General features: G+C 63.7%; 24 protein-coding genes and 1 tRNA gene. 10 read left to right on the top strand and 15 right to left on the bottom strand.

Annotated features, from left to right (window positions below; all coding sequences use genetic code 11):
* The first annotated feature begins 122 nt into the window (after positions 1–122).
* Together A7Q26_RS02345 and A7Q26_RS02350 are read left to right on the top strand one after the other, a co-directional pair.
* Positions 123–199 (top strand) — tRNA-Met (locus A7Q26_RS02345).
* A 98-nt stretch (positions 200–297) separates the two neighbouring features.
* On the top strand, positions 298–1,524 hold the full coding sequence (locus A7Q26_RS02350) for an NAD(P)/FAD-dependent oxidoreductase (RefSeq protein ID WP_066855971.1): 1,227 nt from the start codon (positions 298–300) through the stop codon (positions 1,522–1,524).
* 16 nt (positions 1,525–1,540) lie between these two features.
* Here A7Q26_RS02350 and A7Q26_RS02355 read toward each other — a convergent pair whose 3' ends face one another.
* A complete protein-coding gene (locus tag A7Q26_RS02355; RefSeq protein ID WP_066856282.1) occupies positions 1,541–2,020 on the bottom strand; it encodes a 2'-5' RNA ligase family protein in 480 nt (159 codons plus the stop codon).
* A gap of 165 nt (positions 2,021–2,185) precedes the next feature.
* On the opposite strand from A7Q26_RS02355, the gene A7Q26_RS02360 reads away from it, so the two are divergent.
* Complete coding sequence (locus tag A7Q26_RS02360; protein WP_066855974.1) at positions 2,186–2,608, top strand: sugar transporter; 423 nt, start codon at positions 2,186–2,188, stop codon at positions 2,606–2,608.
* 3 nt (positions 2,609–2,611) lie between these two features.
* Here A7Q26_RS02360 and mltG read toward each other — a convergent pair whose 3' ends face one another.
* The 3 genes from mltG to A7Q26_RS02375 form a co-directional block, all read right to left on the bottom strand.
* Positions 2,612–3,610: an endolytic transglycosylase MltG gene (mltG, locus tag A7Q26_RS02365; RefSeq protein ID WP_066855977.1), complete on the bottom strand. Its 999-nt coding sequence runs from the start codon at positions 3,608–3,610 to the stop codon at positions 2,612–2,614.
* Between the two features lie 220 nt (positions 3,611–3,830).
* Positions 3,831–5,090: a beta-ketoacyl-ACP synthase II gene (fabF, locus tag A7Q26_RS02370; protein ID WP_066855980.1), complete on the bottom strand. Its 1,260-nt coding sequence runs from the start codon at positions 5,088–5,090 to the stop codon at positions 3,831–3,833.
* 179 nt (positions 5,091–5,269) lie between these two features.
* On the bottom strand, positions 5,270–5,503 hold the full coding sequence (locus A7Q26_RS02375; protein ID WP_007689016.1) for an acyl carrier protein: 234 nt from the start codon (positions 5,501–5,503) through the stop codon (positions 5,270–5,272).
* A gap of 206 nt (positions 5,504–5,709) precedes the next feature.
* Between A7Q26_RS02375 and A7Q26_RS02380 the strand changes: the two genes are divergently transcribed.
* The gene (locus A7Q26_RS02380; RefSeq protein WP_066855983.1) at positions 5,710–6,963 is read left to right on the top strand and encodes a glycosyltransferase family 87 protein; all 1,254 of its coding nucleotides are present in this window, start codon (positions 5,710–5,712) and stop codon (positions 6,961–6,963) included.
* Here A7Q26_RS02380 and A7Q26_RS02385 read toward each other — a convergent pair.
* The gene (locus tag A7Q26_RS02385; protein WP_157102428.1) at positions 6,932–7,390 is read right to left on the bottom strand and encodes a hypothetical protein; all 459 of its coding nucleotides are present in this window, start codon (positions 7,388–7,390) and stop codon (positions 6,932–6,934) included. The genes A7Q26_RS02380 and A7Q26_RS02385 overlap by 32 nt on opposite strands.
* A 127-nt stretch (positions 7,391–7,517) precedes the next feature.
* Between A7Q26_RS02385 and betI the strand changes: the two genes are divergently transcribed.
* The 5 genes from betI (at position 7,518) to A7Q26_RS02410 (ending at position 12,474) form a co-directional block, all read left to right on the top strand.
* Positions 7,518–8,156 carry a transcriptional regulator BetI gene (gene betI / locus A7Q26_RS02390; RefSeq protein WP_066855990.1) on the top strand — a complete coding sequence of 213 codons (639 nt, stop codon included), beginning with the start codon at positions 7,518–7,520 and terminating at the stop codon, positions 8,154–8,156.
* Between the two features lie 142 nt (positions 8,157–8,298).
* Positions 8,299–8,862: an alkyl hydroperoxide reductase subunit C gene (gene ahpC / locus A7Q26_RS02395; protein ID WP_066855993.1), complete on the top strand. Its 564-nt coding sequence runs from the start codon at positions 8,299–8,301 to the stop codon at positions 8,860–8,862.
* A gap of 174 nt (positions 8,863–9,036) precedes the next feature.
* On the top strand, positions 9,037–10,620 hold the full coding sequence (gene ahpF, locus A7Q26_RS02400) for an alkyl hydroperoxide reductase subunit F (RefSeq protein ID WP_066856285.1): 1,584 nt from the start codon (positions 9,037–9,039) through the stop codon (positions 10,618–10,620).
* A gap of 149 nt (positions 10,621–10,769) precedes the next feature.
* Positions 10,770–11,918 carry a ribosomal protein uL16 3-hydroxylase gene (locus A7Q26_RS02405; RefSeq protein ID WP_066855996.1) on the top strand — a complete coding sequence of 383 codons (1,149 nt, stop codon included), beginning with the start codon at positions 10,770–10,772 and terminating at the stop codon, positions 11,916–11,918.
* A 4-nt stretch (positions 11,919–11,922) separates the two neighbouring features.
* Positions 11,923–12,474, top strand: coding sequence for a pseudouridine synthase (locus tag A7Q26_RS02410; RefSeq protein ID WP_066855998.1), 552 nt, complete (start codon positions 11,923–11,925; stop codon positions 12,472–12,474).
* Positions 12,475–12,489: 15 nt separating this feature from the next.
* Here A7Q26_RS02410 and A7Q26_RS02415 read toward each other — a convergent pair whose 3' ends face one another.
* The 5 genes from A7Q26_RS02415 to glmM form a co-directional block, all read right to left on the bottom strand.
* Positions 12,490–13,140, bottom strand: a complete 651-nt coding sequence (locus A7Q26_RS02415) for a L,D-transpeptidase family protein (RefSeq protein ID WP_066856001.1) — start codon at positions 13,138–13,140, stop codon at positions 12,490–12,492.
* Between the two features lie 81 nt (positions 13,141–13,221).
* Positions 13,222–13,821, bottom strand: a complete 600-nt coding sequence (locus tag A7Q26_RS02420; RefSeq protein WP_066856004.1) for a ribonuclease HII — start codon at positions 13,819–13,821, stop codon at positions 13,222–13,224.
* Entirely contained in the window at positions 13,814–14,701 is an 888-nt protein-coding gene (thiD, locus tag A7Q26_RS02425) for a bifunctional hydroxymethylpyrimidine kinase/phosphomethylpyrimidine kinase (protein WP_066856007.1), read from the bottom strand. Before thiD ends, A7Q26_RS02420 begins: the two co-directional genes overlap by 8 nt.
* The gene (locus A7Q26_RS02430; RefSeq protein ID WP_066856010.1) at positions 14,698–14,922 is read right to left on the bottom strand and encodes a DUF1272 domain-containing protein; all 225 of its coding nucleotides are present in this window, start codon (positions 14,920–14,922) and stop codon (positions 14,698–14,700) included. The genes thiD and A7Q26_RS02430 overlap by 4 nt, the downstream gene beginning before the upstream one ends.
* Positions 14,922–16,262: a phosphoglucosamine mutase gene (glmM, locus tag A7Q26_RS02435; RefSeq protein WP_066856014.1), complete on the bottom strand. Its 1,341-nt coding sequence runs from the start codon at positions 16,260–16,262 to the stop codon at positions 14,922–14,924. The genes A7Q26_RS02430 and glmM overlap by 1 nt, the downstream gene beginning before the upstream one ends.
* A gap of 95 nt (positions 16,263–16,357) precedes the next feature.
* Here glmM and A7Q26_RS02440 point away from each other — a divergent pair, with 95 nt between their 5' ends.
* Entirely contained in the window at positions 16,358–17,725 is a 1,368-nt protein-coding gene (locus A7Q26_RS02440) for an alanine/glycine:cation symporter family protein (protein ID WP_066856017.1), read from the top strand.
* 98 nt (positions 17,726–17,823) lie between these two features.
* On the opposite strand, the gene A7Q26_RS02445 is transcribed toward A7Q26_RS02440, so the two are convergent.
* The 5 genes from A7Q26_RS02445 to A7Q26_RS02465 form a co-directional block, all read right to left on the bottom strand.
* Positions 17,824–18,006, bottom strand: a complete 183-nt coding sequence (locus tag A7Q26_RS02445; protein WP_066856020.1) for a CsbD family protein — start codon at positions 18,004–18,006, stop codon at positions 17,824–17,826.
* 402 nt (positions 18,007–18,408) lie between these two features.
* Positions 18,409–18,942, bottom strand: a complete 534-nt coding sequence (gene rpsI, locus A7Q26_RS02450; RefSeq protein WP_084438943.1) for a 30S ribosomal protein S9 — start codon at positions 18,940–18,942, stop codon at positions 18,409–18,411.
* Positions 18,942–19,421 (bottom strand): 50S ribosomal protein L13, encoded by a 480-nt coding sequence (rplM, locus tag A7Q26_RS02455; protein WP_084438944.1) that lies wholly within the window; start codon positions 19,419–19,421, stop codon positions 18,942–18,944. Before rplM ends, rpsI begins: the two co-directional genes overlap by 1 nt.
* Positions 19,422–19,556: 135 nt before the next feature.
* Positions 19,557–20,681, bottom strand: a complete 1,125-nt coding sequence (gene folP, locus A7Q26_RS02460) for a dihydropteroate synthase (protein WP_066856023.1) — start codon at positions 20,679–20,681, stop codon at positions 19,557–19,559.
* 123 nt (positions 20,682–20,804) lie between these two features.
* Positions 20,805–21,932, bottom strand: a complete 1,128-nt coding sequence (locus A7Q26_RS02465) for a site-specific DNA-methyltransferase (protein ID WP_066856026.1) — start codon at positions 21,930–21,932, stop codon at positions 20,805–20,807.
* Positions 21,933–22,108 lie beyond the last annotated feature (176 nt).

Genomic DNA, 22,108 nt, shown 5'->3' on the forward strand with positions numbered 1-22,108 from the left:
ACACGCGGCAAGCAACCGCGAGGGCAGGGCGCCAAATTTTTCACGCGCCCCGTTGACCGCCCTGCATTGCCTGCGTATAGCGCCGCCTCACCGCAGGGCGAAGCGCCCGGCGAGGCCCATGGGGCGGAGTAGCTCAGCTGGTTAGAGCAGCGGAATCATAATCCGCGTGTCGGGGGTTCAAGTCCCTCCTCCGCTACCATGATTAACACGCGATCCTTCAACATCCTTCTTGCGTCCCCCGGAAAAGCGCGCCAATCAGCGGCGCAAACGGGGCATCGCGAAGAGGATATCGGGCGGATGAGCTATTATGACATTCTGATCGTGGGGGCCGGCCATGCGGGCGCGCAGGCGGCAATTTCGCTGCGACAGCAAGGCTTCGACGGCACGGTCGCCATGATCGGCGACGAGAAGGATCCGCCCTATGAGCGTCCGCCGCTGTCCAAGGAATATTTCGCCGGCGACAAGAGCTTCGACCGTATTCTGATCCGCCCAGCGTCCTTCTGGGACGAGCGCAAGATCGACATGCTGCTGGGCAAGCGAGTGAAGAGCGTCGATCCCGTAGGCAAATTCGTGACCGCAGGCGACGAGGAGATCGGTTATGGCAAGCTGATCTGGTGCACCGGCGGCAGCCCCCGGACTCTGACCTGCAATGGCGCGGACGCGATCAATGTCCATGCGGTGCGCCGCCGCGCCGATGTCGATGCGATGATGGCGAAGATCGACTTGATCCACCATGTCACCATCATCGGCGGCGGCTATATCGGATTGGAGGCTGCCGCCGTCCTCTCCAAGTTCGGCAAGACCGTCGTGCTGCTCGAAGCGCTCGACCGGGTGCTGGCGCGCGTCGCGGGCGAGGAACTGTCGCGCTTCTACGAGGCGGAGCATCGCGCTCATGGCGTCGACCTGCGCACCGGCGCGAAGATGGACTGCATCGAGGTGACGGACGGCAAGGCGACGGCCGTGCTGATGCAGGACGGCGAGCGGATCGCGACCGACATGGTAATCGTCGGCATCGGCATCATACCCGAGACCGGACCGCTGATCGCGGCCGGGGCGGCAGGCGGCAACGGGGTCGATGTCGATGAATATTGCCGCACGTCCCTGCCCGATATCTATGCGGTGGGCGATTGCGCCTCGCACGCCAACCGCTTCGCCGGCGGCGCCCAGATGCGACTGGAATCGGTGCAGAACGCCAATGATCAGGCGAAGGTGGCCGTAGCGCATATCCTGGGCAAGGAAGAAGCCTATGACGCCGTACCCTGGTTCTGGTCGAACCAATATGACCTGAAGCTCCAGACCGTCGGCCTGTCGACCGGCTTCGACCAGACCATTTTGCGCGGGGATCCCGCCAATCGCAGCTTCTCGGTCGTGTATCTGAAAGGCGGCAAGGTGATCGCGCTGGACTGCGTCAATGCGGTCAAGGATTATGTCCAGGGCCGCGCGCATGTCCTGTCCGGGGCTGCGCTCGACGTCGGGCAGCTGGCCGATGCCAGCGTGCCGCTCAAGGAGGTCGGACTAGCCTGACCTGACCGGTCCGCGTTCAGGACTTGCCCCTGAACATCGCCTTCATCGCCAGTTCCCAAGGCCCGCCGCGATAATGCCAGGCGGCGAGGCCGGCGATCGCAAGCGGGCGGACGCGGAAATCCCCGCGAAGCCGGGCGGCCAGCGCCTTCGCCTCCGCCGGCGTGACCTTGTTCTGGACGGTGATATGCAGGCGTGGCCGGGCCTGATCCTGCGGCGTCAACAACCCGGCAAAGGCGTCCGCCAGTTGTTCCCGCATTGCAAGCAGCACCGGACTTTCCACGCGATAGGCAACGCCCCGCCCGAGCAGCATCACCTCCGTCAACCACGCTGGAGGTGCAGCGCCGGCGCAAAGCTGCTTCAATCGCCCCGACAATTCCGCGAGAATTGTCGGGGGCAAATGATGAAAAAGTGTGAGATGGGCGGGCAGCCAATTGCGGTCCGGGGGAAAATATGTGCGGCGCAAACCGTCCGCCCAAGCAAAATCAGTCGCGCCCATCAGGGCGGTGACGATGATCGGCGCGGGGGCAGTCTGTCCAGCCGCCTTCTCCCGATACTCTCCACCCAAAATCACCATCCTGCTATCCTGACGACGTTAAAAACTGTATGATGCCGCTAAGGCGGCCCGGCAAGCGCCGGGTGCCTTTCCTGGGGAGGGAACATCATGCCTGCATCGCGCACCGGGTCGATCGTCGGCGTCCTGCTATTGCTGTGGAACCTGATGGGCGTTGCCGCCTTGTTCATGCAATATGGGCTCGATCCGGCCGAAATCGCCAAGACCGATCCCGCGGCCGCTCGCGCCTTCGCCGCCATGCCGGCCTGGCTGTGGGCGGTTTATGCTCTCGCCGTAGGAGCGGGCACGCTGGGCGCCATATCGCTGCTCATGAAAAAGGCTCTCGCGGCCACCCTCTTTCTCGCTTCGCTGGTCGCCGTTCTGGTGCAGTTTGGCTACACGCTGGGCGCAACCGACCTGATCGCCGAGAAGGGACTGCTGGCTGCGGCCGGCTTCCCGACCCTTGTCATCCTGATCGCCGTCTTTCAGCTCTTCTATTCGCGGTCGCTGGTCGCCAAGGGCATGCTGCGCTAGAGGTCAAAGTTCGCCGCGCGCTCGGCGGATTTCGAACCATTTGCGCACATTTTCATTATGCTGCTGATAGGTGTCGGCGAAGATGTGGCCACCCTTTCCGTCCGCCACGAAATAGAGCGCGTTGGTCTTTGCCGGATGCAGCACGGCGAGAATCGAAAGCCGGCCGGGATTGGCGATCGGCCCCTTTGGCAGGCCGACCATGGCATAGGTGTTATAGTCGTTGACGGCCGCGATTTCCGATTTGCGGATACGGCGCCCGAGGGGCTTGCCCTTTGTGATGGGATAGATGATCGTCGGGTCCGCCTGGAGCATCATATTCTTGCGCAGACGATTGCTGTAGACCCCAGCAACCATTGGCCGTTCGGACGGGACACCGGTCTCCTTCTCCACAATGCTGGCAAGGATGATCGCCTCGCTCGGAGATCGGGCGATCGTGTCGGGCGCGCGTTCGGCCCAGAGCTGAGCGAGCGCCTTGTCCATAGCGCCCTGCATCCGCTTGAGGACAGCCGCACGCGACTCTCCCCTGTCGAAGGCATAGCTGTCGGGCATCACGCTGCCTTCATCGGGCACCTGGATGTCGCCGGTCAGTTGATCGTTCGCCATCAGCCGCTCATAGACCAGTATGGAGGGCATTCCCTCCGGTATGGTGATGAGGCGGGTTAGCGTCTTGCCACCCTGAAGGATGGAGAGGATGTCGCTGTTGCTGGCGCCGGCAGGGATAACGAATTCACCCGCCTTGATCGATTCGCCGCCGCCGAAGACTTTTGCTCGGGTCAGAAAGGCATCGGCGGATCGGACTGCGCCAGCCTGTTTCAGCAGCACCGCAGCCTCGGACAGGCTCGCCCCCTCCGGCACGGTAATGCTGATCTCCTGTTCAGCCGGCCCCTGCTCCGTCCAGCCATGGACGAAGCGAAAGGCGACGAAAGCCGCGACGGCAAGCCCGATCAGCAGGATGATGCCCGCGAGGCGGCCTGTGGGATTGTTTTTGTAACGTCGAGCCATCGTCAGGTCAGCCTACCACACAGACAGAAAAGTTCATTCGGTGGCCGCCCCATAAATCTTCCCCCTGTAAGGGAGGTGGCAGCACGAAGTGCTGACGGAAGGGGGCATCCTATCGAGAAGGCGATCCCCCTCCACCACCGCCTTCGGCGGCCGTCCCCCTCCCCTTTCAGAGGAGGATTTTCGTTAAGATATCCCCGTCGAGGGCTGCTTTCGCCGATCCTCAGATGGCCTTCATGATGAGCGAGGCGTTGGTGCCGCCGAAACCGAACGAGTTGTTCAGCACCGCGCGCACCTTGCGCTCCTTGGCGACATGCGGGACCAGGTCCACGCCCTTGCAGCTTTCGCTCGGTTCATCGAGGTTGAGCGTCGGCGGCACGATCTGGTCGCGCATGGCGAGAATGCAGAAGATGCTCTCCACCGCGCCAGCGCCGCCCAGCAGATGGCCGATCGCCGATTTGGTGGACGACATCGACATGGTGGACAGGTTGTCGCCGAACAGCCGCTTGACCGCGCCCAGTTCCAGTTCGTCGCCCAGCGGGGTCGACGTACCATGAGCGTTCACATAGTCGATGTCCTCAAGGCTGAGGCCCGACTTCTTGAGCGCCATCTGCATCGAGCGGAAACCGCCACTGCCCTCCGGATGGGGGGCCGTGACGTGATAGGCGTCGCCCGACAGGCCGTAGCCGATCACTTCGGCATAGATTTTCGCGCCGCGCTTCTTGGCGTGCTCATATTCCTCCAGCACGACCACGCCCGCGCCTTCGCCCATGACGAAGCCGTCGCGGTTGACGTCATAGGGACGCGACGCCTTTTCGGGAGTGTCGTTGAAGCCGGTGGAGAGCGCGCGCGCCTGGGCGAAGCCCGCGATGCCGATCGGGCAGATCGCGCTTTCCGCGCCGCCCGCCAGCATGACGTCGGCATCGTCCATCGCGATCATCCGCGCGGCGTCGCCGATCGAATGGGCGCCGGTCGAGCAGGCAGTGACGACCGCATGGTTAGGCCCCATCAGACCATATTTGATCGAAACCTGGCCGGAAATCAGGTTGATGAGACGGCCGTGAACGAAGTGCGGCGAGACGCGGCTCGGCCCTTTGTTAGCCAGCACCAGGGATTCGCTCTCGATGCCCGGCAGGCCGCCGATACCCGAACCGATCGAGCAACCAGCGCGCAGCCGTTCTTCTTCCGACATATTGTCGAGGCCAGCGTCGCGCAGCGCTTCGCTGGCGGCCGAGATACCGTAGACGATGAAGGGATCGACCTGACGCTGGATCTTGTGGTCCACGTCCAGCGAAGCATCATAGCCATATTCGTGATCGGCCGGCTTCACTTCGCAGGCGATGCGGCACTTATATTCGCTGGCATCGAACCGCTGGATCGTGGCCGCACCCGATTTGGACGCGATGATATTCTTCCAGCTGGTTTCGACATTTCCGCCCAGCGGGCTCACCATGCCAAGGCCGGTTACGACGACACGACGCATATCCTAGCTCCGAAATTACCGATGGACTTTATGCCGCCCATGTAGCCACTTGAAACGCGCTTGTGAACGGCGCGCCAGATACGAAAAGGCTCCCCACGCTCCGGGATCACCGGACAGGAGGAGCCGTCTCATGATCGTAAGGGCGGCCCTTCCCCCACGGGATCAGGCCGCGTTATGCCTTACTGCTTGCTGTCGATATAGTCGATCGCATCCTTGACGGTGGCGATCTTCTCGGCCGCATCGTCAGGGATTTCGACGCCGAACTCTTCTTCGAACGCCATCACCAGCTCGACGATGTCCAGGCTGTCTGCGCCCAGATCGTCGATGAAGCTTGCATCCTCGGTCACCTTCTCGGCTTCGACGCCCAGATGCTCGACGACGATTTTCTTTACGCGATCCGCGGTCTCACTCATGAGTGGTCCTTCTTACTGGGTATCGTTGGTGGTTCTGAATAACCGTTAAGGCAATGCCCTAGAGCCAAGCCCCGATAGAGGCAAGAGGGAAGGCCGCCAAGCCCCTTCGTTGGGTGATAGCAAGATGACGGCAACAAAAAGCGACGCGCAATAGCGACTAACGGGCCATTTACCGAAATTTCAGCCGCTAGCGCTACGCCATCAGCATGATCGTGCCCTCTGCCATCGACCGGATCGTGACCCGCGCGCGCGCGCGCATCGCTGCGATGTGCGTGGTCGTCGCGACCCTGGGGGCGCTGCTTTATCTGGTCGGAACCGCCCATGGCACGGTGGATTCGCTGGGTCGCCCGCTCGGCACCGATTTCTCGAACGTCTGGACGGCTGGCTGGATGGCCGATCACGGTCAGGCGCCTCTGGCGTGGGATTGGCCGACCCATCACGAAGTGCAGAAGCAGGTCCACAAGGACCCGTCCATTCCATTCTATGGGTGGCACTATCCGCCGCCCTTCCTGATCCTTGCGACCTTGCTCGCCCAATTGCCCTATGTCGCCGCGCTGTTCGTCTGGCAGGGGGCGACGCTGGCGATGGCGCTGTGGCTGGTACGGCGCATCCTCCCGCTGGAACGCGACGCGCTGCTGATCGCGCTGGGCGCGCCGGTGGTTCTCGTGTGCCTTGGCCACGGACAGAATGCGTTTCTGACCGCCACATTGCTGGGCGGCGGTATGATGCTGCTCGACCGCCGCCCCTGGATCGCGGGAATGCTGCTGGGCGCCCTCGTCTACAAGCCGCAGTTCGCGGTACTGATCCCAGTGCTGCTGCTGGCGCGCGGCAATATTCGCGCCTTCGTATCAGCCGGACTGACAGTCGCGGCGCTCTGCCTGCTGACTCTGGCAATCTGGGGTTGGCCGGTCTGGCAGGCCTTCATCGATTCCCTTCCCCTGACCCGCCATATCATCATCGAGGCAGGCGCGACCGGCTGGGAGAAGATCCAGAGCCCTTTCGCAACGATTCGCCAATGGGGCGGCTCCATTCCCTTCGCCTACGCGGTGCAAGCTGTCGTCACCGCGATCGCGATCGTCACGGCCGCGCTGATCGCCCGACGCGGATCGATGGAGCTGCGCGGCGCGGCGGCTCTGAGCGCCGCTCTGCTATGCACGCCCTATGTGCTGGACTATGACCATGTGCTGCTGGGCGTGGCCATCGCCTTCCTGATGGCGGACATGGGCAAACGCGCAACGCTGCGCTGGGAACCCTCCTGGCTTGCCTATGCCTGGATCGCGCCGCTTTATGGCAGGGCGGTCTCGGAATGGACGCATATTCCAGTCAACCTGATTGCCGCGATCGCCGTTCTGGCGCTGACCGCGCGGCGCGCCATGCTGTTCGACCAGATGCGCCTGCCGCTTCATCGTCGCGCCGGATGGCGCGTGCCTAACGGCAGTAGCCTTCCTGTCCCGCCATGACGATAAGGCACTCCTGCTTGCCGGCGAGATATTTCAGCCCCGTCTCGTCGCCCTTGCCCTGACGGATTGCGAGATCCTTGCCGTCGCGCACAAAGCGGATCGTCGATCCGTCCGCCACCCCATCATAGTCATCCTGTCGGTCGAGATTGTCCCGGTTCGCGATCGCATAATGCCCCGGTTTCCCGTCAGGTGACGGCTGAATGTCGAGGAAGAGCCCTTCCGGCCCCGTCCAGCGACCGACCCAATCGTCAGTGGGTAGCCTGGCCACGTCGCTGCCGACGGCGCCAAGCGCATCGACATCGTCGATGGCCTCGACCATTGCAGCATTGTTCGACGCATTGCCGTCATCGGTCGACTTGGCGCACCCCGCCAACAGCAGCAAGATGGACATACCGACCATATAGGGTGCGGACGAAGAAAAGCGCATCATCCATAATCTCCTTTGTCGATCACGGCATCGAACCGATAAGCTGGGGGTTCGATCCCTCTTTCCCAGACGACAGCTTGCCAGCCGCGCCGTCTGCGGCCAAAGGTCTAGCCCAAGGGGAAGGACGATGAACGCAACCAGGGGGAAAGGCAAAACGGTGGTTCGGCCGAGGGCGCGCTTCGTGCGCGAGGCGCCGGACGTGCGGCGACAGGCGCTGATCGAGGCGACGGCGCGTTGCCTTGCCGAAAAAGGCGTGGGCGGAACATCCGTGCGCGCCATCTGTGCCCGTGCAGGTGTCTCGTCGGGACTGCTCACCCATTATTTCGATGGTGTCGACGCGCTCATTCTTGCCACCTATGTGGATGTCGGCACGAAGGTATCGGCCGCACTGGACGCTGCGATCGAAGCGGCGGGGGACGACCCGCGCGACCGGCTGCGGGCCTGTCTTCAGGCCAATTTTCGCGATCCGATACTCGATCCTGACCTCCTTGCGACCTGGATCGCCTTCTGGAGCCTGGTCAAGTCCGATCCCAACATCGCGATCATCCATGCGGAAGTCTATGGCGGAACGCGCGACCAGTTAGAGGATCTGCTTCGGGCCGCGTGCCCCGCCCTCAGTCCCGCGGAGACGCGAATCGCCGCGATCAGCCTGACCGCGCTCGTGGACGGGCTATGGCTTGAACTCTGCCTTGATCGGTCCACCTTTTCTCCGGAAGAGGCGCAGGTCATGGTGGAGGATGCAATGGCCCGCCTGCTCGACCGATAGGCTCAGGCTGTCGATCAAACATCTAGGCGGTGATCGTTTTTCTCACTTAACGCATCCGAGAAAAGCAATTTCCCCCGAATCGACGGCATCCCTACATGGGTCTTCGCAATCGCAACATTCACCGTGAGGAAAAGGACAGCCTATGGCTCTCATCAACACCCCCCTGAAGCCCTTCAAGGCCACTGCCTACAAGCAGGGCAAGTTTGTCGACGTCACGGATGCCGACGTGAAGGGCAAGTGGGCCGTCTTCTTCTTCTACCCGGCCGACTTCACCTTCGTCTGCCCGACCGAACTGGAAGACCTGGCCGACATCTACCCGACCCTCCAGGGCATGGGCGTGGAAGTCTATTCGGTCTCGACCGACACGCACTTCTGCCACAAGGCCTGGCACGACACCTCGCCGGCGATCGGCAAGATCAACTATTATATGCTGGGTGACCAGAACCATGCGCTGTCGACCCAGTTCGACGTTCTGCGCGAGGGCGTCGGCCTGGCCGACCGTGGCACCTTCGTGCTCGACCCCGAAGGCGTAATCCAGCTGGTCGAAATCACCCCAGAGGGCGTGGGCCGTAACGCAGCCGAACTGCTCCGCAAGGTGAAGGCGCTGCAGTATTGGGCCAGCCACCCCGGTGAAGTCTGCCCGGCCAAGTGGGAAGAAGGCGCAGAAACCCTCGCTCCCTCGCTCGACCTCGTCGGCAAGATCTAAAGACCTGCAAAGGCACCTGCCGGACCGGGTCGAGCATAGGCTCCCTGGCCCGGCAGGGTTTTTATCCCGAAATTCATCGCTATCTTGAACGCCGGGCCTTCGGGTCGCACCGTCCCGGCGACGAGATGGTCGTGCGCCCCGGATCGGCGCGCCCAACCCATGGAGATACACAAGATGTTGGACGCAAATCTCAAGGGCCAGCTCAAGGCCTATATGGCGAACATCACGCAGCCCATCGAGTTGGTGGCATCGCTGGATGACGGCGCCAAGTCGCGCGAACTGGAAGGCCTGCTGAACGAGATCGCCGAACTGTCGGACAAGGTTTCGTTGATCCTGGCCGGCCACGACAAGCGCAAGCCCAGCTTCATGATCCGCCGCGCGGGCACCGACATCGGCGTGACCTTCGCCGGCATTCCGATGGGCCATGAGTTCACTTCGCTCGTGCTGGCGCTGCTCCAGGTCGGCGGGCACCCCTCCAAGGCGGCGCAGGATCTGATCCAGCAGGTGAAGGATCTGGACGGCGATTTCGCCTTCGAAACCTATTTCTCGCTGTCATGCCAGAATTGCCCCGACGTGGTGCAGGCGCTCAATCTGATGAGCGTCCTCAATCCCCGGATCAGCCACGTCGCGATAGACGGCGGACTGTTCAAGGACGAAGTCGACGCGCGCAAGGTGATGGCGGTTCCCACCATCTTCCTCAATGGCGAACCCTTCGGTCAGGGCCGCATGGAACTGGAGCAGATCGTTGCCAAGATCGACAGCGGCGCCGAAGCGCGCGCTGCGGAGAAGATCAAGGCGCAGGATCCCTTCGAAGTGCTGGTCATCGGCGGCGGCCCTGCCGGCGCGGCGGCGGCAATCTATTCGGCGCGCAAGGGCATCCGCACGGGCGTCGCGGCGGGGCGGTTCGGCGGCCAGGTGCTCGACACGATGGATATCGAGAATTTCATATCGGTATCGCGCACCGAAGGTCCGAAGCTGGCCTCCGCTCTCGAAGCCCATGTGAAGGATTATGACGTCGAGATCATGAACCTCCAGAAGGCCGCGAAGCTGATCCCTGCCAAGAACGAGGGCGGCTATCATGAGGTCGTGCTGGAAAATGGCGCGTCGCTGAAGGGCCGCACCATCATCCTGTCCACCGGCGCCCGCTGGAGGCAGATGGGCGTGCCGGGCGAAGAAGAATATCGCAACAAGGGCGTCGCCTACTGCCCGCACTGCGATGGCCCGCTGTTCAAAGGCAAGCGCGTGGCGGTGATCGGCGGCGGCAACAGCGGCGTCGAAGCAGCGATCGATCTGGCGGGCATCGTCGCGCATGTGACGCTGATCGAATATGATAGCCAGTTGCGCGCCGATGCCGTGTTGCAGCGGAAATTGGCCAGCCTGCCCAACGTCAAGATCATCACGTCGGCGCTGACGACCAAGGTGGAAGGCAATGGGGAGCGGGTGACGGGCCTGTCCTACAAGGATCGCAATCATGGCAACGACCATGACATCGAACTGGAGGGCATTTTCGTCCAGATCGGCCTGGTGCCCAACACCGAATGGCTGAAGGACAGTATCGCCCTGTCGACCCGTGGCGAGATCGAGATCGACGCGCGTGGCGAAACGAGCCAGCCGGGCATCTTCGCTGCGGGCGACTGCACGACCGTGCCGTACAAGCAGATCGTGATCGCCATGGGAGCCGGCTCGACGGCGGCGCTTTCCGCCTTCGACTACCTCATCCGCCTGCCGGCCAGCGAGGATGCGGCGCAGGCGGCCTGATCGCCAACGCTGAGCGGGGATTCAACGAGGCGGCCGATCCGGTGACGGGTCGGCCGCTTTTCTGTGCTATGGCGTCGTCTTTGACAGCACCCCCACCGGCCGGCAATGCCGTGCGACGCAAGACCCTCTCCCCCGTGCAGCGAGTATCCATGCAGCTTTCAGATTTCGACATCGACCTCTTCCTGCGCGATTATTGGCAGAAAAAGCCGTTGCTGATCCGCAATCCGTGGAAGGCGTGGCACAACCCGCTGGAACCGGACGAACTGGCAGGCTTGGCGTGTGATGACGGGGTGGAATCGCGTCTGATCGTTCAGTCGGGCGAGAGTTGGGCGCTGGAACATGGTCCCTTTTCCGAGGATCATTTCGGCGGCCTTGGCGCGGCGCCCTGGACGTTGCTGGTACAGGCGGTCGACCATTATGCGCCCGATGTCGCGGGCCTGCTCGCGCCTTTCCGCTTCATTCCCAACTGGCGCATTGACGATGTGATGGTCAGCTATGCCAGCGACGGCGGTGGCGTCGGGCCACATTTCGACCAGTATGACGTGTTCCTGATCCAGGGACTGGGCCAGCGCCGCTGGCGCGTGGGCGGCCGGTGCGACGATACCACGCCGCTGCGTCCGCATGATGATCTTCGCCTGCTCGCCGATTTCGCGGCGACGGACGATTGGCTACTGGAACCGGGCGACATCCTTTATGTCCCGCCCGGCTTCGCCCATGACGGCGTGGCCGTGGGCGACGACTGCATGACCTATTCGATCGGCTTTCGCGCCCCATCCCGCCCCGACCTGTTGATGGAATGGGTCGAGCATCTGGTCGATGGAATGGCGGAGGATGACCGTTATGCCGATCCCGACCTCAGCGCCGCCGTCAATCCGGGCGAGATCGCGCCATCTGCCATCGACCGGCTGCACGCGATGACGGTCGAACGGTTGCTGGACCGGGACGCCTTCGCCCACTGGTTCGGCCAGCATAGCAGCACGCCCAAATATGCTGACGCCGACTGGCGGCCTGAGGAGCCTGTAACAGTAGCCGAGTTGCAGGCACTGGCCAGCGAGGGCGCGATCCTGCTGCGCAATCCGGCGAGCCGCTTTGCTTTCCTGCTTCAGGAGGAAGGCCTGCTTCTGTTCGCGGACGGCGCGACCTTCCCGTGTAGCGGCGACGCAGCGGCGTTGGCGCAGCGGATATGCGCGCAGGATCATGTCGTCCTCGACCCGTCGCTGGCCGATGCGATGGAATTGCTGGCGGCGCTGGTCAATCAGGGCAGCCTGATGGTTGATGATGATGAGGAGGAGGATTGACGCCATGGCCAGGCTGATCCTGTTCAACAAGCCGTTCAACGCTCTAAGCCAGTTCACCGACCGCAGCATGGGCGCGGATCGGCTGACGCTGTCCAACTATATCGATGTGCCCGGCGTCTACCCCGCCGGGCGGCTCGACCTGGACAGCGAGGGACTGATGCTGCTGACCGACGATGGTCGGTTGCAGGCGCGGATCGCCGATCCCCGGTTCAAGACCCCCAAGACCTATCTCGTTCAGGTGGAGGGGGATGTGCAGGAAGAGACGCTCGATCGGTTGCGCAAGGGCGTGACGCTGAAGGATGGTCCGACCTTGCCCGCCCGCGCGGAGCGGATCGACGATCCGGCGCTCTGGCCGCGCGATCCGCCGGTGCGCTTTCGCAAGACGGTGCCGGATTGCTGGATCAGCCTGACTATCCGTGAAGGCCGCAACCGGCAGGTGCGCCGGATGACCGCAGCGGTCGGGCATCCGACGTTGCGGCTGGTGCGCTGGCGCATCGGCGACTGGAGCATCGAGGGTTTGCAGCCCGGCGAATGGCGGGAGATGCCGTCGAGCTGAACGGCTTTGAAATGCCTATCGCCGCAGGCGCGGCGTGAAGATGGCGGGGTCGATGTCCAGCATCGGCACGCCATCCTCCTCGGCGTCGGACGGTGGCAGGACGGGAGGTCGCCCGGTTGCCGGACCGAAACTCACCACCGTGCTGCCGGGATCGCCCAGCACCAGCGGGTCGAACTTCAGCGCGGCGCTGAGTCGCGCCTGTGTCACCTCGACCAAAGTGCCGATCTTCGTCAGCGCGAACAATTGCCGCGCGAAGGCATAGGGCAGGCGGATGCAACCATGGCTGGCGGGATAGCCAGGATTATGCCCCGCGTGGAGCGCGATCCCGTCCCAGGTCAGCCGCTGCATGAAGGGCATGGGCGCATTGCTGTAGAGGTTGGAGCGGTGCCATTGGCGCTTTTGCAGGATCGGATAGTCGCCGGTCGGGGTGCGATGCCCCTTCATGCCCGTCGACACGCTGGCCGCGCCGATCAGTCGATCGCCGCTATAGACATGGACCCGCTGCTTCTCGATGCTGATGACCATGTAGAGCGGACCGTCCCCCCCCCCTTGCTCCAGCCAGCGATAACCGCCCGGCGCCAGCGCAATCTCCGTCTCCACGGCCGCCTGAGCCGGCTGCGCCAGCGCGAACAGGGATGCGAGGACGGATAGCAAAGGCTTGTGCATAAGCCTTTCTTAACCATGATCCGCGCCAAAGCCAGCCTGTCCGCACGGTCAGGCGTGGCGGTCCCGGCCTGGGACAGGGGATCAGAGCAGGGTGAGCTGCGCCACCGGCGCAAAGCTGCGGCGGTGGAGCGGGGTCGGGCCATGCTCGCGCAGCGCTGCCAGATGCCTGGCGCTGCCATAGCCCTTGTTGGTTTCCCAGCCATAGTGCGGATGCTCGGCCGCCGCCGCAATCATCATCCGGTCGCGTTCTTCCTTGGCGAGGATAGACGCGGCCGCAATCGACAGGCTTTTGGCGTCGCCCGCCACGATCGCGGTCGAGGCCCAGCGCCATTGCGGGCAACGATTGCCGTCCACCAGCACATGGGCGCAGTCATGGCTCAGCGCCTCGACCGCGCGGGTCATGGCCAGCATCGTCGCCCAGAGGATGTTGATCTCATCGATTTCGGCGACGCTGGCGAGCCCCACGCCCCAGCAGAGGGCGCGCGCCTTGATTTCGGCCTCCAGCGCGGCGCGCTTCGTCGCGCTCAACTGTTTGCTGTCGTTCAGACCGTCCGGACAGTCTTCCGCACGCAGGATGACGGCGGCAGCGACCACCGGTCCCGCCAGCGGTCCCCGACCCGCCTCGTCGACGCCGGCTACGAGGCCGGGGTGATACCGCCGTTCGTGCGCGAAGTCAGGCATGGTCGGAATAGCGCGCAGCGAATGCGGCGGCGTCCCACCCGTTGCCATCCCTTGCGGCGAGCAGGTGATAGAAAGGCGTCATGCCCAATGCATGTCCCATCGGGCCATGCCCCTGCCCCAGCCCCGGCGCGGCAGCCAGCGCGGCCGCAACGAACGCTTCTGCCCGGTCGACCGCATCCGCCAGCGAGAGGCCGCCGCCCAGTCCGGTCGCCACGGCGCTAGCCAATGTGCAACCTGTGCCATGGCTGTTGCGCGTGTCGATCCGTTCAACCGAATATTCGGCGACCATGTCCTCATCAACGAGCAGATCGTGGATCAACGGCCGATCATCCTGTGCCTGCTGCTGCAGATGTCCACCCTTGGCGAGGATGACCGCCCCGGTTCGATCGCGCAGCATCTGTGCAGCGGCCTCCAACCCGTCGAGATCGCTGATCGTCGTGCCGGTCAATGCCTGCAATTCCGGTACATTGGGCGTGATGACGGTGGCGATCCGCATCAGTTGTTCGAAGGCGGCGACGGTCGCATCGTCCGCCAGCAGCGACCCGCTGGTCGCGACCATGACGGGATCGAAGACGATCGGGACATTGTCCAGCTTGGCCAGGCGCTCGGCTAAGGCGGCGGCCGTCTGCGCCGATCCGATCATGCCGATCTTGACCGCGTCGACGCCGATGTCGCCGATGCAGCTTTCCATCTGCGCCAGCACCATATCGGTGGGAACCGGATGAACGCCCTGCACGCCCAGAGTGTTCTGCGCGGTAATCGCGGTGATGGCGGTCATGCCGAACCCACCCAGCAGGGTCACGGTCTTGAGGTCAGCCTGGACGCCCGCGCCGCCCCCGCTGTCGGAGCCGGCGATGATAAGGATACGTGCCGGGCTCATGGCTGGAATTTACGCTCCGTGGACGCGGGGTTGTTCGCAAGCGCTGCCCCGGTGCGGGTCGGGCGGTCCATCAACTCGCCGCCGCAATTGGGGCAGCGGTCGTCCAGCGCTTCGGCGCAGGGCGCGCAGAAGGTGCATTCGAAGGAACAGATGAACGCGCCGGGCTCATCGGCGGGCAGGTCCGCACCGCAGCGTTCGCAGTCGGGGCGCATGTCCAGCATCAGGCCGCCGCCTTCTCAACCGCAGCGCAGATCCGTTCGACCACGTCGCGCACTTGCTCCTCGCGGTCGCCCTCGGCCATGACGCGGATCACCGGTTCGGTGCCGGACGGGCGAATGACCAGCCGCCCCGAGCCATCCAGTTCCGCCTCAGCTTGGGCGATGACGCGCTTCACATCTTCATGCTCCAGCGGCTTGCCGCCGGAGAAGCGGACATTCTTGAGCAATTGCGGCACCGGGTCGAACTGGTGCAGCGTCTCGCTCGCCGGCTTGCCGGAGCGGACCAGTGCCGCCAGCACCTGCAAGGCCGCGACCGTGCCGTCCCCGGTGGTGGCATAGTCCGACAGGATCATGTGGCCCGACTGCTCGCCGCCGACATTGAAACCGCCGTCGCGCATCCGTTCCAGCACATAACGGTCGCCCACCTTGGTGCGCTCCAGCGCGATACCCTTGTCCGACAGGAAGCGCTCCAGGCCCAGATTCGACATGATCGTCGCCACGAGGCCGCCGCCGCGCAGCGTGCCATCGCGCGCGAAATTGGCGGCGATCAGCGCCATGATCTGGTCGCCATCGACGATCTTGCCCTGTTCGTCCACCACGATCAGCCGATCGGCGTCGCCGTCCAGCGCAATGCCGATATCCGCGCCCGATGAGACGACGGTTTCCTGCAACAGCAGTGGCGCGGTCGATCCGCAGCCGTCATTGATGTTGGTGCCGTTGGGCGTGACGCCGATCGCGACGACGGTGGCGCCCAGTTCCCACAGGGCCGAGGGTGCGACCTGATAGGCCGCGCCATTCGCGCAATCCACAACGATCTTCAGGCCATCAAGGCGCAGGTCCGCCGGGAAGCTGGACTTTACCGCATGGATATAGCGGCCACGCGCGTCCTCGACGCGGCGGGCGCGACCGATATCCTTGGACGCAGCGAGCGCGATATCCTGTCCCAGCAGCGCCTCGATCTTCAGCTCATCCTCGTCCGACAGCTTGTAGCCATCCGGGCCGAACAGCTTGATACCATTGTCGAAATAGGGATTGTGGCTGGCCGATATCATGACGCCCAAGTCCGCGCGCATCGAATGGGCAAGGAGCGCTACGGCGGGCGTCGGGATCGGCCCGAACTGCACCACATCCATGCCGACGGCGGTAAAGCCGGCGACCAGCGCATTCTCCACCATATAACCTGACAGCCGTGTATCCTTGCCGATCACGACGCGGTGGCGGTGGCTGCCGCGCTGGAAATGGGTTCCGGCGGCCATGCCGACCTTCATTGCCAGTTCTGCCGTCATCGGCCATTGGTTGGTGCGGCCGCGAATGCCGTCGGTGCCGAAATATTGCCTGCTCACATGTGCCTCGCCGCTTGGGGCCGGAAGAGTCTATCCTCATAGGCCCATAGCAATCTTTGATCGACATTCCACCCGTCGGGCGGCATCGGCGAGTGATGGAAAATTTCAACGCCTTTGTCGACGGCCTGTCGAACGCCGTCTTTTTCAAGGTGCCGCTCCTTGGCGCACAGATTGAACTGATCGTGCTTTACCTGGCGCTGCCGATGTTGTTCTTCACCCTGTGGCTGGGTTTCCCCAATGTAACGCAGGTCGGACGGGCGATCCGAATCCTGCGGACCCAGCCCCATGAGGGCGAAGCGAAGGGCGATGTCAGTCAATGGGCGGCGCTCTCCACTGCCCTGTCGGGTACGATCGGCCTTGGCAATATCGCCGGCGTCGCGGTTGCGCTGACCATGGGCGGTCCCGGCGCGATATTGTGGATGTTCATCATCGGCTGGTTTGCCATGACGGTGAAAATGGCGGAGGTGACGCTGGGCCTCAAATATCGCGTCTTCGACGCACAGGGCCATGTCCATGGCGGGCCGATGTATGTGCTGAAAGCCGTCGGCGCGGCGCGGGGATGGCCGAAGATCGGGCTGGCGCTTGGCGGCGCTTATGCCTTCTTCGCCCTATTCGGAGCGATCCCGATGGTCCAGGTGAACCAGAGCTTCGCTCAGGTGAAGGTCGTGACGGGCCTGACCAACGGTTGGGCCTATGGCGTCTTCCTGGCCGGAGCCGTCGCGCTGGTGACGCTGGGCGGGGCCGCATGGCTGGGCGAGGTGGCCAAGCGACTGACCCCGCTCAAGGTCGCGGTCTATCTGCTGGGGGTGGCGGCGATCCTGGTCCTGAACGCCGGCGAGATACCGGCAGCACTCACGCTGATTTGGAATGGGGCTTGGAGCGGCGATGCGGCAACGGGCGGTGCGATCGGCGCTTTCGTCGCCGGGATGCGACGCGCGGTGTTCGCCAGCGAGGCGGGCGTGGGATCGGCGGTGATGGCGCACAGCCTGGCGCGGGCGAAGCATCCGGTGTCGGAAGGCCTAGTCGCGCTGCTGGAGCCGCTGCTCGGCACGATGATCGTCTGCGCGTTCGGCGGCTTGGCGCTGGTGGTTGCGGGAACGTGGAATACGGGACTGGAAGGCATCGCCATTACCTCGGCCGCTTTTGCGAAAGTGTCGCCTTGGTTCCCCTGGCTGCTGGCGGTGGTGGTGTTCCTCTTCGCCTATTCAACCTTGGTCGCCTGGGGCTTTTACGGCTTGCAGGCCTGGGGCTATCTGTTCGGCAATGGGCCAAGGGCGCAGTGGACCTACAAGATCCTCTATGTCGTCGCCCTGCCCCCGGCCGCTGCGATCGACCTGGGCCGGGTGGTCGGCATCGTCGATAGCAGTTTCTTCCTGATGGCGATTCCCAATGTCATCGCGCTTTACCTCTGCGCGGGCGAACTGCGGAGGGATGTCCGCGATTACCTGTCGAAGGAGGCTTGACCCCGCGCCTTCACTGCCCGTGCATATTTGAAGGCCAACCATGCAAAAAGGCCCCGCACCTTTCGGGGCGAGGCCTTCTTCACGTCCGAAGACTCACATCAGATCTTGTCGCCGAGTGCGCCCTTGACCGAACCGGCAATGTCCTGCGCCGTGCCCTTGGCCTTCTGCGCCTTTCCTTCGGCTTCCAGGTTCGGGTCGTTGTTATTGCGGCCCACGGCTTCCTTGACGCTGCCCGCAGCCTTGTTGCCCGCCGCCTTCACCTTGTCGGTCAGTTCACCCATGAAACATCTCCTGTGGTTGCAGTTGGAGGATCAACCAACCATCAGGAGCAAAGGTTGCCGCCGGAACGCAGACGCAACGAGTTATCCCTCGCCGCGCGAGCCGCACGGGCGTTCACCCCTTGCCAGAGCGGCGGGGCGGACGGCCTTTGTCGAACAATGTTGCCAGCGGCGCTACATGTTGCTCGACATCATGCTCCGCTGGGACAGGGAGCATCGGTTGCTGAGCTTCGCCACCAATTTCCTATTACCGCAATAGAATAGCCTCGATGGTCCCGGCCCCGCCCGGCCCACCCATATTCACGTGGAAAGCCCAACGCGATAACCTGCCCCGGTCTGACCCAGGCAACGAAAAAGGGGCCGGAAAACCAGCCCCTTCTCCAAATACGCCTATCGCGAAGTGTATTAGCGCTTCGAGAACTGGAAGCTGCGGCGGGCCTTCGCCTTGCCGTACTTCTTACGCTCGACGACGCGGCTGTCGCGGGTCAGGAAGCCTTCGGCCTTGACCGCGCTGCGCAGCGCCGGCTCATACTTCGACAGAGCCTGGGCGATGCCGTGCTTGACCGCACCGGCCTGGCCCGACAGACCGCCGCCCTTGACGGTGGCGATCACGTCATACTGGCCTTCACGCTCGGTCACGCCGAAGGGCTGGTTGATGACCAGACGCAGAGTCGGGCGGGCGAAATAGACTTCCTGATCGCGGCCATTGACCGTGATCTTGCCGGTGCCGGGCTTGACCCACACGCGGGCGACGGCGTCCTTGCGGCGGCCGGTGGCGTATGCGCGGCCGAGGCTGTCGATTTCCTGCGGACGCAGCGGCGCCGAGGGCTGAACCGGAGCGGCGGGCGCTTCGCCTTCGACGGCGACCGGCGCGGCGGCGACGGGAGTGTTGGCGGCGATCGCCGCGAGGTCGGACAGAGACTGGCGGTTATCGGACATTATGCACCCACCTTGTTCTTGCGGTTGCGCGACGCGAAGTCGAGCACTTCGGGGTTCTGGGCTTCATGGGCGTGCTCGGCGCCGGCGAAGATGCGCAGGTTGCGCATCTGCTGGCGGCCCAGCGGACCACGGGGGATCATGCGCTCGACGGCCTTTTCCAGGACGCGCTCGGGGAAACGACCTTCCAGGATCTTCTGGGGAGTGGTTTCCTTGATGCCGCCGGCATAGCCGGTATGCTTGTAATAGACCTTGTCGGTCAGCTTGCGGCCCGTGAACTTCACCTTGCCGGCGTTGATGATGATGACATTGTCACCGCAATCGACGTGGGGGGTGAAGCTGGTCTTGTGCTTGCCGCGCAGGATATTCGCTACGGTCGAAGCGAGACGACCCACGACGAGGCCTTCGGCGTCGATCAGGATCCACTTCTTTTCGACCGTTGCCGGGGTTGCCGGCTTGGTGGTCTTCATCAGCGCCTTCATGGTGCCAATACTCCAGAAAGAAAAAATGAAACCGGACGCCGTTGCCGACGCCCGGAAGTGGGGCGCTAATGACGGCGGAAGCGCCAGAAGTCAAGAGATGGGCGGCTTTCCTGACGGGTAAAATAATACCCGCGACTAAATCACACTCAATCCCGCATCCGCCAGACCGCGCCAGAGGTGCAGCGCCTGCACGCTCTCCTTAACGTCATGGACGCGCACCATCTGCGCTCCAAGCTGGGCCGCGCGGAAGGCGAGCGCCACCGATCCACCCAGCCGTTCATGCGCAGGCGCTTCGTTGGAGAGCGCACCGATGAGCCGTTTGCGACTACCCGCGAACAGCAAGGGCACGCCCAGCGCCTGGAAGGTCGCGAGCCCGTTCACCAGCGCCAGATTGTCGGTCAGGCTCTTGCCGAAGCCGAGGCCTGGATCGACCATGATCTTTTCGCGCGGGATGCCTGCGTCGAGGCAGGCGGCGATCCGCGCCTCCAGATAGTCGTAGACGTCGGCGACGACATCGCCATAGCCGGCAGGATTGTCGTGCGGGTCGTCACCGGCCGAGGGAGCGTGCATCAGGATCACCGGGCAACCCGCCGCGACAGCCACTTCCATGGCGCGGGGATCATGCAGCAGCGCGCTCACATCGTTGATGACATGCGCGCCGGCGGCCAGAGCCGCCTCCATCACCGCAGCCTTGCGCGTGTCGATCGACATGGCGACGCCGGAAGCAGCGAGCCGCTCCACCACCGGCACGATGCGGGCAATCTCGTCCCCTTCCCAGAGGAGAGGCGCCTTGGGCCGGGTGGATTCGCCGCCGATGTCGATCAGCGCCGCACCGGCCGCCGCCATGGCGAAGCCGGCATCCGCGGCGCCTTGCGGATCGGCCATATGCTTGCCGCCGTCGGAAAAGCTGTCAGGCGTGATGTTGAGGATCGCCATCACCTGCGGCGCGTCGAAGCGGATCGTGCGATCGCCAAGGGCGAGCGGCGGGCGCTGGGCGGAGACATTGGCGGCGAGCGCCTGCGCGCGCTGGGCCAGCCTGTCTGGCAAGGCGATGATCGCATCGGCAAAGTCGGCGACCGGAATCGTAACCCGCGCGATACGCTGCGCGCCACGGAGCGCAGTCAGTTCATAGGCCTGGAACCAGATCAGCCCATTGCCCATCCGCGCCGCCGCGCTATCGTTCAGGCCGATCGGGGTCGGCACATACCAGGTCGGCTTGAGATAGAGGCGCGCATCGGCGGGGATGGTCGAGAGGGTCATTTTTCCGGTTCCGTTCGCCCTGAGCCTGTCGAACCGAAGGTCGGCGAAGCCAACGGCTTTTCTTTCAAAAAGAAAGTGCTGGGCTTCGACAGGCTCAGCCCGAACGGAGGTAGGCCTTCTTAATCAGGGTTCGTTGGCGAGCAGATAAGTCTGGCGCAGTGCGTCGATGGGTTTGAGGCCTGATTCCGCTTCATAATGCCAGAAGGTCCAGCCGTTGCAGCTGGGCGCACCCTGCAATGTGGCGCCCATCTTGTGGATGGAGCCGGTGTCCGTTCCCACGGCGAGCGATCCGTCAGCGCGCACCTGCGCCTGCCAGCGGCGCTTGGCGTCAGTCAGGATCGCGCCAGGCTTGAGATAGCCGGTCTCGACCAAGGTGCCGAAGGCGACCTTGGGCTGGCTCTTGGCGCTCTGCATGATCGTGAGCGCGGATTCGTCCAGCGGCAGCGCGTCGGCAATGCGCTCCAGCGCGACCTCGATATAGCTTTCCTCGCGCTCGATGCCGATCCACTTGCGGCCGAGGCGCTTGGCGACCGCGCCGGTCGTTCCGGTGCCGAAGAAGGGATCGAGCACCACGTCGCCCGGCTTGGTGCAGGACAGCATCACGCGATAGAGCAGCGATTCCGGCTTCTGGGTCGGATGCGCCTTGGTGCCGTTGCGCTTCAACCGCTCCTGCCCGCTACAGATCGGCAGCACCCAGTCGGAGCGCATCTGCAACTCGTCGTTTAACGTCTTCATCGCCTTGTAGTTGAACGTATATTTGGCGTCCTCGCCCTGACTCGCCCAGATCAGCGTCTCATGCGCGTTGGTGAAGCGCGTGCCCTTGAAATTGGGCATCGGATTAGCCTTGCGCCAGATGATGTCGTTGAGGATCCAGAAGCCTTCATCCTGCAACGCCGCGCCGACGCGGAAGATATTGTGATAGCTGCCAATAACCCAGATGGTGCCGTTCGGCTTCAGGATGCGGCGTGCCTCCCGCATCCACGCCTTGGTGAAGCGGTCATAGGCGCCCAGCGTGTCGAACTTGTCCCAGTCATTGTCGACTGCATCAACGCGCCCGCCTTCGGGCCGGAACAGGTCGCCACCTAGTTGGAGATTATAGGGCGGGTCCGCAAAGATCATGTCGATGCAATTGTCAGGCAACGAGGCCATCTGCGCGATGCAGTCGCCACGCAGCAGGCGATCGGCCTCGATCTCGACCGATTCGATCACCTTCTTCCGCCGCGGCGATGCGACGCGTGTCATGACACCCATAAATGCTGAACCCCCTTCTATCTTGAGACGCACCGATGAGTCCTCCGGAGTCCGCCGTCAAGTGTAGGGGACTCGCGGATTCAAGGCGAGTCGCAAGGCGAGAAAGCGAGAACGAAAGGAGCACCCACAAGATGTTGAGTCAGGCGAGTGCGCGCGGACTCAAGATGACGCGGTGT

This window comes from Sphingobium sp. TCM1 (assembly GCF_001650725.1).
Lineage (GTDB): Bacteria > Pseudomonadota > Alphaproteobacteria > Sphingomonadales > Sphingomonadaceae > Sphingobium.

Coding starts and splice junctions, on each gene's coding strand:
- A7Q26_RS02430 (WP_066856010.1), bottom strand. CDS start 14,922: ATGCTGGACATGCGCCCCGACTGCGAACGCTGCGGTGCGGACCTGCCC.
- ahpC (WP_066855993.1), top strand. CDS start 8,299: ATGGCTCTCATCAACACCCCCCTGAAGCCCTTCAAGGCCACTGCCTAC.
- A7Q26_RS02410 (WP_066855998.1), top strand. CDS start 11,923: ATGGCCAGGCTGATCCTGTTCAACAAGCCGTTCAACGCTCTAAGCCAG.
- folP (WP_066856023.1), bottom strand. CDS start 20,681: ATGACCCTCTCGACCATCCCCGCCGATGCGCGCCTCTATCTCAAGCCG.
- A7Q26_RS02355 (WP_066856282.1), bottom strand. CDS start 2,020: ATGGGCGCGACTGATTTTGCTTGGGCGGACGGTTTGCGCCGCACATAT.
- mltG (WP_066855977.1), bottom strand. CDS start 3,610: ATGGCTCGACGTTACAAAAACAATCCCACAGGCCGCCTCGCGGGCATC.
- fabF (WP_066855980.1), bottom strand. CDS start 5,090: ATGCGTCGTGTCGTCGTAACCGGCCTTGGCATGGTGAGCCCGCTGGGC.
- rplM (WP_084438944.1), bottom strand. CDS start 19,421: ATGAAGGCGCTGATGAAGACCACCAAGCCGGCAACCCCGGCAACGGTC.
- A7Q26_RS02380 (WP_066855983.1), top strand. CDS start 5,710: ATGATCGTGCCCTCTGCCATCGACCGGATCGTGACCCGCGCGCGCGCG.
- A7Q26_RS02385 (WP_157102428.1), bottom strand. CDS start 7,390: ATGCGCTTTTCTTCGTCCGCACCCTATATGGTCGGTATGTCCATCTTG.
- A7Q26_RS02405 (WP_066855996.1), top strand. CDS start 10,770: ATGCAGCTTTCAGATTTCGACATCGACCTCTTCCTGCGCGATTATTGG.
- A7Q26_RS02445 (WP_066856020.1), bottom strand. CDS start 18,006: ATGGGTGAACTGACCGACAAGGTGAAGGCGGCGGGCAACAAGGCTGCG.
- ahpF (WP_066856285.1), top strand. CDS start 9,037: ATGTTGGACGCAAATCTCAAGGGCCAGCTCAAGGCCTATATGGCGAAC.
- A7Q26_RS02375 (WP_007689016.1), bottom strand. CDS start 5,503: ATGAGTGAGACCGCGGATCGCGTAAAGAAAATCGTCGTCGAGCATCTG.
- betI (WP_066855990.1), top strand. CDS start 7,518: ATGAACGCAACCAGGGGGAAAGGCAAAACGGTGGTTCGGCCGAGGGCG.
- A7Q26_RS02350 (WP_066855971.1), top strand. CDS start 298: ATGAGCTATTATGACATTCTGATCGTGGGGGCCGGCCATGCGGGCGCG.
- thiD (WP_066856007.1), bottom strand. CDS start 14,701: ATGAGCCCGGCACGTATCCTTATCATCGCCGGCTCCGACAGCGGGGGC.
- A7Q26_RS02440 (WP_066856017.1), top strand. CDS start 16,358: ATGGAAAATTTCAACGCCTTTGTCGACGGCCTGTCGAACGCCGTCTTT.
- rpsI (WP_084438943.1), bottom strand. CDS start 18,942: ATGTCCGATAACCGCCAGTCTCTGTCCGACCTCGCGGCGATCGCCGCC.
- A7Q26_RS02465 (WP_066856026.1), bottom strand. CDS start 21,932: ATGGGTGTCATGACACGCGTCGCATCGCCGCGGCGGAAGAAGGTGATC.
- A7Q26_RS02360 (WP_066855974.1), top strand. CDS start 2,186: ATGCCTGCATCGCGCACCGGGTCGATCGTCGGCGTCCTGCTATTGCTG.
- A7Q26_RS02415 (WP_066856001.1), bottom strand. CDS start 13,140: ATGCACAAGCCTTTGCTATCCGTCCTCGCATCCCTGTTCGCGCTGGCG.
- A7Q26_RS02420 (WP_066856004.1), bottom strand. CDS start 13,821: ATGCCTGACTTCGCGCACGAACGGCGGTATCACCCCGGCCTCGTAGCC.